Origin of the sequence: Paenibacillus sp. FSL H3-0321 (genome assembly GCF_038002865.1) — a bacterium.
Lineage (GTDB): Bacteria > Bacillota > Bacilli > Paenibacillales > Paenibacillaceae > Paenibacillus_AQ.
Window position 1 is genome coordinate 2,149,502 of the sequence record NZ_JBBODH010000001.1, and the last position, 16,693, is coordinate 2,166,194.

The 16,693-nt window shown below is 48.7% G+C and carries 12 protein-coding genes and 1 pseudogene; 5 read left to right on the forward strand and 8 right to left on the reverse strand.

The window, feature by feature from the left end; translation table 11 throughout:
• Positions 1-78 precede the first annotated feature (78 nt).
• Together MHI45_RS09530 and MHI45_RS09535 are read right to left on the reverse strand one after the other, a co-directional pair.
• Positions 79-684 carry a DUF1349 domain-containing protein gene (locus tag MHI45_RS09530; protein WP_341119024.1) on the reverse strand — a complete coding sequence of 202 codons (606 nt, stop codon included), beginning with the start codon at positions 682-684 and terminating at the stop codon, positions 79-81.
• Between the two features lie 148 nt (positions 685-832).
• Positions 833-2,821, reverse strand: coding sequence for a Na+/H+ antiporter (locus MHI45_RS09535; RefSeq protein ID WP_341119025.1), 1,989 nt, complete (start codon positions 2,819-2,821; stop codon positions 833-835).
• A 259-nt stretch (positions 2,822-3,080) separates the two neighbouring features.
• Here MHI45_RS09535 and MHI45_RS09540 point away from each other — a divergent pair, with 259 nt between their 5' ends.
• The 5 genes and pseudogenes from MHI45_RS09540 (at position 3,081) to MHI45_RS09560 (ending at position 9,572) form a co-directional block, all read left to right on the forward strand.
• A complete protein-coding gene (locus MHI45_RS09540) occupies positions 3,081-3,746 on the forward strand; it encodes a hypothetical protein (protein WP_341119026.1) in 666 nt (221 codons plus the stop codon).
• Between the two features lie 4 nt (positions 3,747-3,750).
• Positions 3,751-5,457: pseudogene (locus MHI45_RS09545) on the forward strand (GMC family oxidoreductase N-terminal domain-containing protein).
• 276 nt (positions 5,458-5,733) lie between these two features.
• Positions 5,734-7,242, forward strand: a complete 1,509-nt coding sequence (locus MHI45_RS09550) for a spore germination protein (protein WP_340897044.1) — start codon at positions 5,734-5,736, stop codon at positions 7,240-7,242.
• Positions 7,243-7,259: 17 nt separating this feature from the next.
• On the forward strand, positions 7,260-8,429 hold the full coding sequence (locus tag MHI45_RS09555; protein ID WP_340897043.1) for a Ger(x)C family spore germination protein: 1,170 nt from the start codon (positions 7,260-7,262) through the stop codon (positions 8,427-8,429).
• A gap of 30 nt (positions 8,430-8,459) precedes the next feature.
• Entirely contained in the window at positions 8,460-9,572 is a 1,113-nt protein-coding gene (locus tag MHI45_RS09560) for a GerAB/ArcD/ProY family transporter (protein WP_340897042.1), read from the forward strand.
• 82 nt (positions 9,573-9,654) lie between these two features.
• On the opposite strand, the gene MHI45_RS09565 is transcribed toward MHI45_RS09560, so the two are convergent.
• The 6 genes from MHI45_RS09565 to MHI45_RS09590 all read right to left on the reverse strand — a co-directional run bounded on the left by MHI45_RS09565 (position 9,655) and on the right by MHI45_RS09590 (position 16,690).
• On the reverse strand, positions 9,655-10,308 hold the full coding sequence (locus MHI45_RS09565) for a response regulator (RefSeq protein WP_076109905.1): 654 nt from the start codon (positions 10,306-10,308) through the stop codon (positions 9,655-9,657).
• Positions 10,305-11,501, reverse strand: a complete 1,197-nt coding sequence (locus MHI45_RS09570) for a sensor histidine kinase (protein ID WP_341119027.1) — start codon at positions 11,499-11,501, stop codon at positions 10,305-10,307. Before MHI45_RS09570 ends, MHI45_RS09565 begins: the two co-directional genes overlap by 4 nt.
• A 295-nt stretch (positions 11,502-11,796) precedes the next feature.
• Complete coding sequence (locus tag MHI45_RS09575) at positions 11,797-12,558, reverse strand: SDR family oxidoreductase (RefSeq protein WP_076109907.1); 762 nt, start codon at positions 12,556-12,558, stop codon at positions 11,797-11,799.
• Between the two features lies 1 nt (position 12,559).
• The gene (locus MHI45_RS09580; protein WP_341119028.1) at positions 12,560-13,270 is read right to left on the reverse strand and encodes a glycosyltransferase family 2 protein; all 711 of its coding nucleotides are present in this window, start codon (positions 13,268-13,270) and stop codon (positions 12,560-12,562) included.
• Between the two features lie 174 nt (positions 13,271-13,444).
• Complete coding sequence (locus MHI45_RS09585) at positions 13,445-15,664, reverse strand: MMPL family transporter (RefSeq protein WP_341119029.1); 2,220 nt, start codon at positions 15,662-15,664, stop codon at positions 13,445-13,447.
• A 216-nt stretch (positions 15,665-15,880) separates the two neighbouring features.
• Positions 15,881-16,690 (reverse strand): alpha/beta hydrolase, encoded by an 810-nt coding sequence (locus MHI45_RS09590; RefSeq protein ID WP_341119030.1) that lies wholly within the window; start codon positions 16,688-16,690, stop codon positions 15,881-15,883.
• Positions 16,691-16,693: the final 3 nt, after the last annotated feature.

Here is a 16,693-nt window from a genome sequence, read left to right on the forward strand (position 1 = left end):
TAATACAAAAAGAGGCCGCTCTATGCAGAGCGGCCAACGTATTACTTCCATATGATTCTCTATGTAACTGGTTGAAGTTTATTCGCCAAACCGGATATTTTTTACCGTTCTATTAATCAATGAAAAATTATGAAAAATCCGTTCCCCGCCTTGGCCTATCGGTGCCTGCGCTACAAGACCAACCTTAAGGGTCTGATCCACCGGTAAAGTGAAAAACCGCATCATGTCGAACTTGATCCCATCCAGCGAATAGTGGAAAGAGAATGCATTATCTACTCTAGCAACCTGCAGCCATACAATATTTCCGTTAATATTGCAGCCGTTGGCGTCGTCTGAAGTATGATTGGTTACAACGCTAACTACAGCATGGGTATCAAAGTCTGTCTTTTCAAAGCAGGCTTTGGCCCATACTTGAAAATCCTGCATCACCATAATCGTCGCCGAATCATAAGTATCCTTGAAATCATGCGAAACCTGAACCCGCATCACAAAATCTCCGGTTACCTCTTTGTAGTAAAAGGGGGCATTTAAGAGGCTTTCCGGGGTAATTCCTGTTTCCGAAATGGCACCATTATTACAGAAGAAATCCGTTTCAGCCGGTGCTTCAATAATCAGTTTGTCGTCTACATAGCTCACCTTGCTTTGGTTGATCCACTCAAAATCATCAAAGATTGATTGTTCCATTCGAAATTCTCCTTTGATTGTTTTTCATACCATTGTAAGCAGTATCTTTTGGGGGGACGCTGGTACTCTAAGAAAGCATAAGTTATCCTATTTCAACGGTCAAGCACCCTTATGGATATGAGCGCCTTCTGCGGCAAGACCGCCCTCCTTAACTCGTCTCTTCTCGCAGATCATGCTCCATGAAGAGGATATCGCGTTTCATTTCTTTCATGCCCTGTCTGGAGAGACGCCCTGTCTCGAACATGGATTGGATGTGATCTCTCTCCAGCTGAATTCCGACCCGGGCCAGCTCCAGCATCGACACGTCGAACTCTTTTCGGGTGCCGGTGTCCGATTCGCTTCTTGTCAGGCGCAGCAGCATCCGTTCATATTGCAGAACTACCGAGTTGACTGCCTCCATATCCGGCGCTCCTTCTGTAAGCAGAGTCTTTAGCTGCTTAATAACATAAGCAATATTTTGAATTCTGAGGCTGTTCAATTCGGCGCGTCTTTCGCGGATGCTTAACCGGGCTTGCTGCAGCACCCCGACCACCTCATCCCAATGCTTAACGGGAAACAGCTCTCTTTTATACTGGGGATTCCGTGTGTGCATAAACAGCAACCGGTTAATTCTGTTCAGATAACGGTACGCTGTATATGGATTCACTTCTTTTTTCTCCAGCGCAAGCAGCGTGTTCTCTCTTTCCCATTGCAGAACAGCCAGGCCCAAGGACTGCTGTACCTTATCCTTCTTCTCATCTTTCCTGAGCATTCGGATTCTGGAGGTATACGTATTGATGATCTGGGCAGTAGCCAGCCGGTTCTGGTCCGTGGTCAGGTCGTTTAATCCGCTAACAACATTCCTCAGAATCTCAATTTTCGCCTGAATCTCCTCCTCTTCCTGCTCTGTTTGCGTTTCTTTCCCCAATAAAAGCGGCAGCAGATAGTTGGAGGCCAGCAGGGTCCACAATATAACTCCGGCCGCCAGGAAAATGATCAGATCTCTGGCCGGAAATGCTGTGCCATCATCTAGAAAAAACGGCAGCGACAACGTACTCGCCAGTGTGATCGTTCCCCGGACTCCTGACAGACTAAGGATAAGCGCCTTTTTGAACCTAAGCTGCCATGGGCCGCGCGGTTCGGTCCCTTCGGGAATATCCATCAGAAGCGCCCAGATAAGGCGCAGCCCGAGTACAGCCGCAGTCAATAGCAGCGTGTACATAATCACTTTAAAATTCCCTATTTCCGGACTGTTCCAAATCGTCTGAATAATCTCCGGAAGCTGGGTGCCAAGCAGCAGGAAGACCAGCCCGTTCAATACAAAAATAATGACCGACCAGGTGCTTTTGGAGACAATGCTAAGCTTGGCTACTTCGGGATTCATTTTCTTGTAACCGAAAGAATGGGCAATACCTGCAGCGACGACGGCAAGGATGCCGTTAACCCCCAGTTCCTCGGCCGCCATAAAGATCAAAAAGGGAGTCAGAATCTCAATCAGCATGTGAAGTGTGACATTCTCCATTCCCAGTCTACGCAGCCATTTCACCACTCCATATTTCACTAGCGTGAGCAGAAGACCCAGCACCACACCGCCTAGTGAAATAGAAATGAAGCTGAGCCCGGCGGATTTGAAGGAGAACACCCCAGTGACCATAGCGGCCACAGCAAACTGAAAGGAGACCAGACCCGATGCGTCATTTATTAAAGATTCTCCCTCAAGGATTTGCATCGTCCGGTGGGGGATTTTGACTTTCTGCTCCAATGCGCCCACGGCCACGGCATCGGTAGGCGCTAATGCAGCCGCCAGTGCAAAGGATGCCGCCAGCGGGATGACCGGAAGCAGCCAATTAAGAAAATATCCCATGACCCCTACCGTTACAAAGACCAGACCCAGCGCCAGCAAAAGAATGGGCTTCTTCAGCTTCCAAAGTGCTTTTTTGTCGGCATGCCTGCCGTCATTGAACAGCAGCGGGGCAATGAACAGCAACAAGAACAGCTCCGGATTTAGTTTCAGTTCATAGTGCACGGGCAGCCAAGTGATCACCATCCCCAGCACGATTTGAATAATAGGCACGGAGACCGAAGGGATAAACCGGTTCACTAAGTTGGATAAAGAGACTGCCGCCAGCATCAGCAAAATATATTCAAACAATTCCAAAAGATCTTACCTCCATATCTGAGAATTCATTTTAATGTAAGATAAATGTTTAAACTGAATGTAAATCATCTTGGCACTCAGGTATTTTTATCGGGCATCGCCAGCTACTTCATTAATACAGCCTGCTCCATTTATTCAACTCTTTAAGATTTCAGATTCTTGCTGCTGAACAGCGTCTAAAGTGAATTCTGAGGAATAGATATCTATATACGGGAAACTGATGAGCAGTAAAATCCGTTATAGCAAAGGGGGATTTGTCATGCATCCGGCTGCAACCTACGCCGCAACCGTCTGTCCCCATACCTGTACCACATTTCGTGCTCTTGTTGAAGCAATAATCCCAAATACTGCGACAGGCTCCGTATACGGGGACGTGCAAACTGCAGGTGCTGTTAATTTATGTGTTCACGAGTATATGATCTGGGAGCTGGACCACTCTCTTTCGCTTGTACAAGGTTTTTATTTGACAGTTGTACCGCTATCCGCTCCTGTCGCCGGGTTGCTCAATTGCGGTGCCGTTCAATTCGTCGCCTCCGGACAGATGCAGGATGTTATTGATTATTCCGTTTGGGCGGGAAGTCCATTCGCCTCCCTTCGCCCTGCAGACCGGATTCGGGTGCTAGCCATGCTGGAGCATGCGGACCTCGATCTTGGAACTGTACCGCCCCCCTTCCGGAATGATGCAGGTCTTATACGGTATATCATAGATTTCCTCAACAGACAGACCATGTTTGGGAACTATTCGGAATGGCCGGCATATGGAAAGACCCGGCTGAGTGTTCCGACGAAGCGGAGACTGGAAGGGTTTCCGGTGGGTTGGATACAAGCGGAATACCCGGGAATTGTCCCTGGTTATCGAGCCCTGCTTGGTACTGTGTTGACCATTGAGCGACAAGGAGGGGGATCATCCATTGTGTGCAGCTGAGACCATGTTCGATGCTGATGTAATTGTTATCGGGTCCGGCGGCGGAGGTGCCGTTGCGGCTAAAGAGCTTGGAGAAGCCGGGCTGAAAGTGCTCGTACTGGAAGCAGGGGCATGGTACGGCAACAAGCAATGGGTGAATCCGAACAGTGAACACGGCGGAGAATGGAGCGCTGATTATAAGGATTTGGATATCGGGATTTACAAGAAGGTCTTCAATGCGTATGAGAACAATATGAATGATGTAGTATCCGGTGTATTCCGCTTTGGGCCTGCTGACCGGCGCCGTACCCCATGGCACCGTATTATGCGGCAGAAGGGCGATATTTGGCAGGCTTCCGGAGTCGGCGGAACGACGCAGCATTACTGGGGACAGTCGCCGCGGGCTTTTCCTCTGGCCGTTGATCAGGTCTGGCCGCTCAGCTACCGGGAGCTGATTCCTTATTACGAGAAAGCCGAAGCCACGCTGCCCGTTCAATTTTCGCCTACAACACCTAAAGAAGAGCTTTTTTATTATGGTGCAAAGAAAGCTGGTTGGCAGCTGAATCCTACGCTGAACGTAACCACTCCGGGATACCGGCCGAATCCCAATGCCATTTTGCCGCCCAACGAGCATCTGATGGATACCGGGTATTCACTCGATCAATTATCCAATATGGAAGGATGTACACTGAGAGGGAATTGCGTCAATGGATGCGCGTCGGGCCCTTCTGTTGACAGAATAGCCAAACGAAGTACGCTGGTCAGTTATGTCCCGCTCGCTCTGAAAACCGGCAATGTTGCGATCCGGCCCAATTCCTTCGTCATCAAAATTCTTACGTCGCACGACCCCAAAGAAGGAATCCGCGCGAGCGGTGTTCAGTTCCGGGATACGTGGACGGGAGAAATCGGCGAACTGACAGCCAGAATAGTCATTATGGCAGCCGGCTGCATCGAATCACCGCGTCTGTGGCTGAATTCGGATCTCCCCCGTAACGAATGGGTGGGAAGAGGCTTGACCAATCATTGATTTGATTGGGTTGGCGGCGTGTTTGATGAGAAGGATCTTATGAGTATTATGGGTCTGCCGGCAGTCTATCCGTATGTGGGTCATACTTCGGGAGCCAGGGTCGACATTCCCGGAACAGGGATCTTCCAGGTTTCATGCCTAAGTCCCGGAATAATGTCCTTCCTGACTTATGGCTTCAGTGAAGCGGGATTTGACGCACTGAACCCGCCGGAGCCTGGTGCGCCATGGAATATTCGCGGCAGGGTCGTCGGTCCTCGGCTGAAGGAATTGATGATGAACTATAGCCGGACGATGACCATGCTGCTGCTGACGGATGATGAAACGCTCTACCGCAACAGGGTTGAGGTTGACCCTCTGCTGAAAGACGAACATGGCCCGGTCCCGATCATTTATTACACCCCCAGCGTGAAGACACTCAAGAGGCGCGATCAACTGGCAAGATACGCTTCGGAAACCTTGCGGCAGGCCGGTGCCAAACAGATTATCCGTTCAGATACCCCTTTCGGATTTATGCTCCATCTGGAAAGTACGATGCGGATGGGCTATGTCACCGATACGAACTGTGAAGCGCTGCAAGTGAAACGCTTATTCATTGCAGATAACAGTGTGCACTTCAACGGGATCGGCGGGCCTAATCCGACACTTACGACCCAGGCGCTGGCCACACGGACAGCGGAGAAGATCGTAACAAAATATTTTAGCTAATCCCCCATTGCGGTGGAATAATACAGCAATGCTCCCGATAAGGCAATAATCAACAAGAAGGCCATAGCCTTTCCAAGAACCTTCATTCTCCTTCACACCCTTTCCGCAACCATCCTGTTGTTCTGGATGAAGTATGTACAGCGGCAGGGAAAATATACCCAAGTAGAACCGGCTATCTCACAAGGTCTGAACTAACCTTGCGGATAGCCTTTTTCTTATGTAATTGGATAATCCGGTAATAGATGGAGAATGTTATCTGAAAAGGGGGACAGGCAGATGAAACTGAAAAAAAAGGCAACGAATCCTTTTTCACAAAAACTGAAGGCGCTTGAGCCTGAAATTGACTTAAACATCTCTGAGCGGCTGGACGACAATGAAACGGCCATTACTCAAGTATTTGCGAATTGCTCCGACCTTGTCGTGCGGAGGCTCCTTATGTTCGGATCCATGCCCGCCATGGTGGTTTATCTTGATGTTCTAATCGACAAGCAGCTTTGGGACGACGGCTTCCTGGAGCCTTTGATGCAACAGGAGACACCTCCAATCGACAGTTCCTCTCAGCTCAAGGAGCAGCTTGAATTTAGATTTTCTTCCATTGTGCAGCCCGCGGTTGTCTTGACTATGAATGAAACCGCTGGACGTATTGTCAGCGGGGAGACGATCCTGTTCGTTGAATCCTCCCCTCAGGCATTTGCCTTTGCACTCAAAGATAAACTGAACCGGCCGCTGGATGAACCCTCAACGGAAGCGGTTATCCGCGGACCAAGGTACGGATTCATCGAGAAAATGGATATTAATCTTGCCCTTATTCGTCATCGGCTCCGCACCCCCCGGCTGAAGACGGAAAAGCTTAGTGCCGGTAGTCTCTCCCGTACTGATATTAGCATTGTCTACATTGAGGATATTGCCAAGAAGAGTGTGGTAGAGGAAGTGAAAAGGCGTATAGCGGGAATTGACATGGACAGCGTGCTCGAATCCGGCTATATCGAGGAATTGATCTGCGACCATCCTTATTCGCCCTTCCCTGTCATCCAGGCGACCCAGCGTCCTGATATGGCTTCAGGTTCTTTGATTGAAGGCAAGGTTGCCGTTCTCACCGACGGCTCACCAATGGTCCTTATCCTGCCCGTTACCTTCTGGTTCGGGTTTCAGTCCGCAGAGGACTATTATATGAAATTCATGTATGCCACGATGCTGCGCTGGCTGAGATATTTGTTCGCCTTTTTTGCCATGACCCTACCTTCCATATTTATTGCAGTTACTACGTTCCACCAAGAGATGATTCCGACAAGTTTAACTTTAAGTCTTGCAGCTGCCCGTGAGGTTGTTCCTTTCCCGGCAATCGTGGAGGCGCTGATCATGGAAATCACGTTCGAGGCCTTGCGCGAGGCAGGAATTCGCCTTCCCCGTCCTGTAGGCCAGACAATCAGCATTGTAGGTGCGCTTGTTATAGGACAGGCTGCAGTTCAGGCAGGCATCATTTCGGCCACGATCATTATTGTCGTATCCATAACAGGAATCTCTTCTTTTCTGATACCTAATCCGGGAATGAGCCAGGCGATCAGCATTATCCGCTTTCCACTCATGCTGCTCGCTGCAACATTCGGCCTTTATGGACTGGGTATCGGCTTACTCGCTGTGCTGGTGCACCTGGTAAATTTGCGTTCCTTCGGTGTGCCTTATATGACTCCTCTTGCACCTGTAAATTTCAACGGACTGGGTGATACATTGTTGAGGGCCCCGTGGCAAATCATGAGGAAACGCCATAAACATACAAGGCGTTAATTGGAGTGGGATAGAACATGAACAAAGTGGCAATTACATTTAGATGTGTGGTTATCCTGATCATTCTCAGTATGACGACCGGCTGCTGGGACCGCAAAGAAATGGATGATCTCGCATTGATTATGGGCAGTGGGATCGACCTTACAGATAACGGACTGATTGAGTTATCTTATCAAATTGCGCTGCCAACGGGAATACCGAGTGCTGTGAAATCAGGGGGACCCCAGAAAAAGGTAGTAGTCATCTCGGCTAAGGGAAATGATATTCAAGAAGCCGTTGGCCGAATACAAGAGCAAATGTCCAGATACAGTTATTTTGGGCACCGGGAGATATTCTTAATTGGCGAGAACTGCGCACGGCATGGCCTCAACCAAATTGAGGATCTGTTTACACGATTCCCCGAGACCCGTTACAACAGCTACGTATTAACAACTTATGGAGCAACAGCCAAAGAAATTTTAAGCTCACCCTATCAAATGGAGCTTATTCCGGCACTCGCAATCAGCAAAATACAAAGCAGCAGGCTCAGCTTCTCCGTGAAGTTCGATAAATTTCTGGAGGACTTATCATCGCCTGGAACATCGCCGGTAACTGCAGCAATCCGGGTCGTCCATAAAGGTACCGATAAAGAATCAATTGCAATCGACAGGGCTGCAGTCTACCTTGGCAATAAATTGAGCGGATTTATTCCCCCCGATGAACTTCAGCTGCTGCGCTGGTGGATAGGAGACCCCTATCGCCTGGGATTTACCATTCAAGCTGAGCCGGAAGACAAGGATTACAAAGGAACCATCAGTGTCAAGTCTTCGAAGAGCAGAGTAAAGATTAAGACGTTGATAAAAAATGAGCACCCCGAGGCCAAAGTTTCATTCCGCACTTTAGTCCGGGTGGTCTCTAACAATTCGAGGCTTGATTTGAACAGTGCCCGGGATAGAAAAATTGTAGAAAAACAATTCTCCGAGCAATTGCACACCAGGATCGAGCGCATGCTGACACATGTTCAAAAAGAGATGAAGTCGGATATCTTTGGTATTAGTGAGGAAATCCATATCGAACATCCTTATTACTGGAAAAAAATACGGGACTCCTGGAATGACATCTTCCCCGGAATGCCAGTGACCATAGAGGTTGACATCCAAATTGAACAAATAGGAAAAACGCAAGGCCGTGCTTATTTGAGAAAATAGCAAATCCAAAAAATGAAGAGGATGCTCACAATGAATCTGAAAATCTCAGGCATGCAGGTATTCTGGCTCATCTTCAGTATGAACCTCGGCATGACACTGGTCATGACGATTACACCAAGCCTGCAGGCTGCCAAGCAGGATGCATGGATTTCGATTGTCTTGGCAGGCTGCATCGCATTGCTTATTGCCGTACTGGTAACACAAGTCGCCCGGCTGTTCCCTGGTAAAAGTCTGATTGAATACAGTGAATTGATTCTCGGAACATGGATAGGCAAACTGGTAATTATGATCTATCTTGTTCAGTGGTATACGATTCTCCCGATTGTACTTCGCCAGTTTACCGACCTTGTTAATATAATGCTGCTTCCGGAAACGCCTAAAGAATCAATTATTCTGCTGATGGTCCTGTTAATTACTTATGCGACCTATGCGGGAGGGATCGAAGGGATTGCCCGCTGCAGCGAATTCCTGGGACCGATCATTATGATCATGGTCCTGCTTGTTCTGCTCGCCAATGGTAACAATATTCACTGGAAGCATATCCTTCCTGTCTATGCGGATAGCGGAATAAAGGAGATTATGCGCGGTTCACTGGCCCCTGCTTCTTATCTTGGCCATTCTGTCGAGTACCTTATGTTTGCTTCATTTCTGCGGCAGCCCCGTAAGGAGGGGCGTTATGCGGTCTGGGCGGTATTGGTTGCGAACTTCATGGTACTTATCACCACCATAATGATCATTGTCATCCTTGGTGTCAATGTTAGTCCTAACATGTGGTATCCGTTTTTCGCGATGACTCAAAAAATATCGTTGTTTGGTTTCGTAGATAACTTCGACGCGGTTCCTGTCGTGATCTGGATTTCAAGTGTATTCATTAAGCTGGCCGTCTATCTCTTCTTAGTAAGCTATGGAACCGCCCAATTTCTGAAGGTACGCAACTGGAAGCTGATGATTTGGTTCATTGCTCCGGTAATGTTCGCCTTTGCGCTGATTCCGCAAAATGTAACGGAGGCCACAACGAATTATATGCAGCGCTACTGGGTGCCTGTTGCGTTGCCTGTGAACATGCTGGGCCTCCCAATGCTTTTATTACTTGTTGGATTATGGCGGAAGGTGAAGGGCACTCCCTCTCTGGAGGGTAAATGATTCTGCCTTCAGATATTTTGATCGACGAAGTGTTGAAACAAAAAACATACGAAAGATTTCTTTCGCATGCTTGCCCCCGATCTTACATTTCCAAAATCCCCCGCTCCAGCGCAACGGCAACCGCCTGCGAACGTGAATCCACTCCAAGCTTATTGTAAATGGTCGTTAAATGCGCCTTTACGGTACGCTCGGAGATTCCCATATCAAAGGCAATTACTTTGCTTTTGAACCCCTTGGCGACAGACTGCAGGATGAATATTTCTTTGTCTGTCAAGCGATTGGCTTCATTTTTCAGAGGGATTGGATCTTTCTGCTGCGTCTTGACTGCAATTACCCGTTCCATAATATCAGCGGAGAGCAAGGTTTCTCCACGTACTGCCGACTCAATGTTTCTGAACAGATTCTCACGGCTGGTGTCTTTCAACAAATATCCTTTCGCCCCCATGGCCAGGCCACTGATCATTAGATCGTCTTCGTTATAGGTTGTGAGAATTATTACCGGAATCGTGCATCCTTGGTTCCTTAACTCCTTCATCGTATCCAGGCCGCCCATCACTGGCATATTCAAATCCATCAGAATCACATCTGGCTGCAGCTCCTTGATCAATTGCAGTGCCTCTGAACCGTTCTCGGCTTCACCAACCATTTGAAACTGCTCACTTGTCTCCAGAATCAGCTTTAATCCTTCCCGGACAACAAAATGATCGTCTACAATCAGAATTTTGTATACATTCATGTAAGTTCTCCTTCTATGAAAGGCGTCTCCAGCTTAATGCGGGTTCCTTCTGAGTTACTGTCCACGTTAATCTCTCCTCCAATTAGTCTTACCCGCTCTTTAATTCCCAGCAACCCATAGTGTCCGACATCTTTGCCAATATCATCTGTTTTAAATCCAATGCCATTATCCCTAATCTCAATACTAAGCCTCTCGTTTTGCGTGGAAACCACAACCCATACTTTATCAGCCTTTGCATGGCGGGCAATATTGGTCAGACATTCTTTAATGATATGCAGGCTGTGTTCCATCAGCAATCTGGACAACCGCTTGTTCAAATGATATTCCGTGGATACAAGGATCCCGGTGGCATCATTAAAATGTTCAATTTCATCGCCAATGGCCTCCTTGAAATCAACCTCGGGTGCTGATTTCAAGCGCAGATTGTCAATCGCTCTCCGGGCTTCGGCCAATGTCCGGCGGGCATGCTGCATCGACTGCCTGATAATTTCCTGCGCCCGCTCCGCATGATTCTGTGACATATGAGCATCTGCGGCTTCGAGCTGCATAATGAGTCCGGCAACCCCTTGTGCCAGTGTATCATGCAAATCCCGGGCCATACGCTGGCGTTCATTCGCAAGGGTTAACTCCTCCACCTTCTCATGGGCTTCTCTCAGATCCTCCAGAAAGCTCTGAATTCTGAGCCGCTCTTGAACCTGCTTGAAGAACAAATTTGCATAAGCCAGCACAATAATCAGCATCAGAATAAATATAGGAAGAAATAAGATAAGCTCACCGGTATCTCCAACAGTCAAAGCAGAATCAAAAAACACCACAATACTGATAAGTGAAACAAATACGGCTCTCTTCACCCGGAAGGAAAAACTGAGGCTCTGAGCTATCAGTATAGGCAGCAGTCCGATTAAAACCGCCTGATAACCATCTCGCATTAAAATCGCACACAAATAAATTAAAGCGGCTTGAACTGTGAAATACAGCCAAAATTTATTGTGAGTGACTCTATAGGAATTCCAGTGTAACAATACATGAACTGTAAACAAACCTGTAAATACAGCACCCTCTAAAATCAAAGGCTCCTTTATAAATTGCAATATTATCGTTCCCGCATAAACGATTGATACCCAAATCAAAGTCGGCAGCCTAGAAGCGAATAATTCACTAATATTCTGCAGTCCGTTTTTTTTATTGTTCAATGGTCCTCCCCCTGATCGTCCTCTCCTGATCCTTAAGTTTTATTTTACCCTAACTGTATTTTGCTGCAATCCTCTAATTAATACATGTAAAAGCATCCCTAACTTTATAATTTTCCACTTCTTTTAATTCTATAATGTTGTAAGACTTTCCACACCGTCCAAAAGGGCAAATGATTTCTGCCCTTTTGGGCAGTGTGGCTGACTCCTTATAACACACAAAGAGACATTGCATGGAAATCTCCATCAATGCCTCTTAAGCTTTTGCTTACGAATATTCATTTAGCGTGCCTATGGGTTAATACGCCGTCCAGCCTCCATCTGCCGCAATCACAGTTCCGTTGACAAATTTGGAATCCTCGGAGGCAAGGAAAAGTGCAACGGTCGCAATTTCTATAGGCTCAACCGCCTCACTGCGCTGAGTTCCTGCACCTTCTCTGAATACCTGCATACCGTCCATATCGATTTGTCCCAGAGTATTAGCTATATTGGTGCGGACACCGCCGGGTGCAATGGCATTGCAGCGAATGCCGGATTTAGCATACATGTAGCCAACATTCTTGGTCAGACCTACCAGACCATGCTTGGCAGACGTATAGGCGACGCCCCCCTTGCCTCCGGAAATGCCCGCGGTTGAGGCGATATTGATGATCACACCTGCGCCTTTCTTGAGCATCAGCGGCACCGCTTTGCGGATCGTTCGCATCGGGCCGGTCAAATTGACCGCAAGAACCCGTTCCCACAGGTCATCCTCCAACGTTTCGATTAGCCGGAAGCCGTCCATAATCCCTGCATTATTCACGAGAATGTCCACACTCCCGAAGGTTATCACCGCCTTCTCCAGCATCGCTTGCACTTCCTCTTCCTTCGTCACATTAGCAACGATGCCCACGGCTGTTCCTCCGGCCAGATTGATCCCGTCCACGGCCTCAGAGACCGTATCCCCGTTAAGATCGGCCACCACAACCATGGCACCTTCCTTCGCATACAATTCCGCTATAGCTCGGCCTACCCCTGACGCTGCACCCGTAACAACCGCTACTTTATTGTGTAATTTCATCTTAATTTCCTCCTTTAACACGGTACATAATCCCTCTCTTTTTGAGCCAGCCGATGACCATGGCATCCATGAAACCTGTACACCCCTCCTTCAAAATCCCATATTTAGATACGCCGTGTTTCCTTCTTTGATGGGTTACCGTGACTTCAAGAACAGAGAATCCATTCATCTTTGCGAGTGTCGGCAGAAAACGGTGCATTCCATTGTATAAATGAAAGCTGTCTGCCACCTCCCGGGTGAAGAGCTTCATAGGGCAACCCGTATCATAAATTGCTTCTCCTGTAATCCAATTACGGATTCTATTTCCGAGCCGCGAAGATATTTTCTTAAGCATGGGTTCTTGGCGATCCACCCGTTTTCCATTCACAAAATCGATCCTCTCAATGAAAGGCATCAGTCTGAAGATATCCCGGGGATCTGTCTGGAGGTCTGCATCCATAAGGGCGATTAATTCGCCTGTAGAGTTCTTGATTCCGGCCCAGATCGCAGCCGTTTGCCCGTAGTTATTCTCAAAATGAATGACCTTGACCGCCTCATCCATCTGGGCGATTTCATTCAGCAGGACAGCACTTCGATCTCTGCTGCCATCATTCACCAGCACTATTTCATAGCTTTCTACTTTCTCTTTCAACGCGTTCGTAATACTTAAGTAAAGATCATAAATATTACCCTCTTCGTTATAGACAGGTGCGATCACTGAAAGGCGGGTCATGGAGCAACACCTCTTTGCCAATGAATTACTGCACCGTACACCAATCTCACGTACCCCGCCCCAATAACGCCTATCCTCACTGCAACCTCCCCCAGTTTCCTAACGATTTATGGATAACAATGCGGCAGTCATTGAATATTGTACTAATCAACGACTGCCGCTTCTTAAGCCAACTTATTCTAAGGGTTCAGCCAAGAATCTGATATTAGCTTCCTTCACAAATTTCAGCTGTTTCTGTTCTACTTCCTTCATAACTTCCTCACCCTCCACATCCAGGTTGGGAAGCAGCCGGTCCAGCCACTTTGGAAAATACCAGGCCGACTTCCCAAGCAAGGTCATAAGACCAGGAACAATGAGCATCCGGACTACAAAGGCATCAAACAGAACACCAAAGGCGAGTGCCAGTCCCATGACCTTAACCATAGGCTCCTCTGCCAGAATGAATCCGGTAAAGACGGCAACCATGATAAGTCCGGCTGCGGTTACGACTCCGCCACTGTGGTGCATACCGGCAAGAACAGACTTCTTGGCATTTCCGCTCTTCTTGAATTCCTCACGCATCCGGCTGACCAGAAACACTTCGTAGTCCATCGCCAGGCCGAACAGAACACCGACTACAATGATCGGCAGGAAATTGAACACCGGAGCTTCCGCATAGAATCCAAATAGCTTCTGGAAATGACCATCCTGAACCACATAGGTGACAAATCCCAAGGTCGCACCGAGCGACAGAATGAAGCCGAGCACTGCCTTGATCGGAACCAGAATCGAACGGAACACCAGCATTAGCAGTACAAAGGCCAAGCCAACAATGATCAGGCAAAATTTAGGCAAGGCCTGATTCAACTTCTGGGTGATATCAATATTGACAGCAGTGCTGCCGGTTACCCCAATTTTGACATGATCCTGCTGCTCAATTTCCGAAGCCTTATCACGAATCAGATGGACAAGGTCTAAGGTTTCTGAATCATTGGGTCCCGTAGCCGGCATGACGGTAATCAGCGACACTTTTCCGGATGGTCCAGTCACCGGCGGGTTTACCATAACGACGTTGGGGTAGGTCTTTACCTCTTCAATCACTTTATTAAGATTGGCTGCGGCCGCTTCTCCGCCATCTGTTTCTGCCAATATTACTAACGGCCCATGATACCCTTCACCGTAGGCTTCACTTAGGAGGTCGTAGGCCCGGCGCTCGGTTTTATCAGGCGATTTATGACCGTCATTCCCAAGGCCCGTCTCCATGTGGAAGAATGGCAGAGCAATGGTTGCAAGCAGCGCTACACCCAGCACTACAGCCACTAAAGGCTGCCCGGTAACAAATCTTCCCCACAAATTCCCGCGGCCTGCCGGCTTCTGCTTGCTTTCTGAGCCCTTGGAACGCTTGACCGGTGCTTTGATTTTACCTCCCATCAATTCTAGTATTGCCGGCACCACAAATATCGTCATCAATATAGCAGTCAATACACATAGCGCACCTGCCATCCCCATGGCGCTAAGGAACGGTACTCCAACGAAAGAGAAACCAAGAAGAGCGATAATAACTGTTATTCCAGCAAACACCACTGCACTCCCGGCTGTTCCATTCGCAATGGCGATTGCTTCCCGTCTTTCATAGCCTTCAGCCAGCTGCTGGCGGTATCTGGCGATAATGAATAATGCATAATCGATGCCGACAGCCAGTCCAAGCATACCGGCCAGCGATAAAGCAAACGACGGAATGTCCAATATACTCGTTCCGATGATAATCAGCATAATGCCAAAGCCAAGGCCTAAAGCTGCCGTTAAGATCGGTAAAGCGCCGGTAAGGATAGAACCAAGAGCAACCGCAAGAATTACCAAGGCCACCAATACCCCGAGTGCTTCGGCCGGACTGCTGGTTGCCATTTTTACGTAGCCGTCGCCGATCAATTCGGCCTGCCAGCCGGCATCCCGCAGGCCTTCCGCAATCTCGGTAACTGAATCCTTCGATGCCTCTGTAACTTCATCACCTGGCACTTTATACGTAATTGTGGCATAACCAATGCTGCTGTCTGCATTCAATGAATGGTTATCATACGGACTTACAACCGAAGCTACCTCCTGATCCGTTGCCACTTCCTTAAGCTTCTCCGCAATTAGCTGCTGCGCTGCTTCAGAGGATAACGTTTCATTGCCGGGAGCCTTCAGCACCAATTGGGTTTTCCCGAGGTCACCCTGCGGGTTTGGAAATTCCTTCTCCATAACCTCCAGTGTTTTTTGCGAGGCAAGTCCGGGAATGGAGGTCTCCTCACCAAAATGGATGCCCATCGACAGCGCTACAATAGCTGCTGCCACCAAAAGTGTAATGCTTCCCAGCAGGACTTTAATCCGGTTCTTCGCCGACCAAAACCCCAGCCGGTATAATAATTTTGCCATTTCAGTATCGTCTCCTCTGTGCTAAATGTTTTTCTCTATGCCTTTATCTTATAGACCGGGAGACCTTCTGCCATCGTCCAAAGGGGCACGGAGGATCTGCCCTTTTGGGCAGCCCTTTAGACAAAAAAAGCATGCGAAGGTTATCTTCCGCATGCTCATAATTATATATATTATTGTTCCACACAGCCGCATGATTGGCCATTTTAATGGTCTGCATCATCCGGCAACTGTTTCCGTGAAGATGCCCCTCCGCTTCAGCCACGCCGCGCACAACCCCGGCCACGCCCGTGCTTCAGGGTGATCCTCGGCAAGTCCAAGGCCGTGCAGGCCGGTCATGAACGAATGCAGCTCAAACGGCACCCCGTGTCTGCTTAATGCACCGGCAAAATGCAGCGAATGCTCCACACGAACGCCGGGGTCGTCGGAGGTATGCCAGAGGAAGGCCGGCGGTGTATCCGGCGACACCTGAAGTTCGTTTGACAGTAAAAGGATCTCTTCCTCCGAAGGATCTGATCCAAGCAGGTTGGTCCGGGAGCGGATATGCCCGGAACTCCCCAAATTGATCACCGGATAACAGAGAATCATGAAATCCGGCCGGCTGGACATACGCTCTACCGGGTCCTCTGCCCCGCTGTCTCCCTGATCGAAATGCGTACCGGCTGTCGATGCCAGATGCCCGCCGGCTGAAAAGCCCAATATGCCCACCCGTTCCGGGTCAATCCCCCATTCAGCGGCATGCAGCCGCACATAACGAATAGCCCGCTGTGCATCCAGCAGTGGAGCGGGATGCCGGTATGGCGATACACGGTAATCGAGCACGAATGCCGATACACCCAGTCCGTTCAGCCACCGGGCCACCGGTTCACCTTCGTGAGCCGCTCGCTCACAATACGCTCCTCCCGGCAAAATAATGACGGCTCCCCGCGGCTCCCCTTTTTCCAGCACATATCCGTTCAGCACCGGCCGGTCCTCGGTTCCGTTTCCCATCGCCAGCGGAGCTCCTTCTGGCCATAATTCTATTCTCATTTA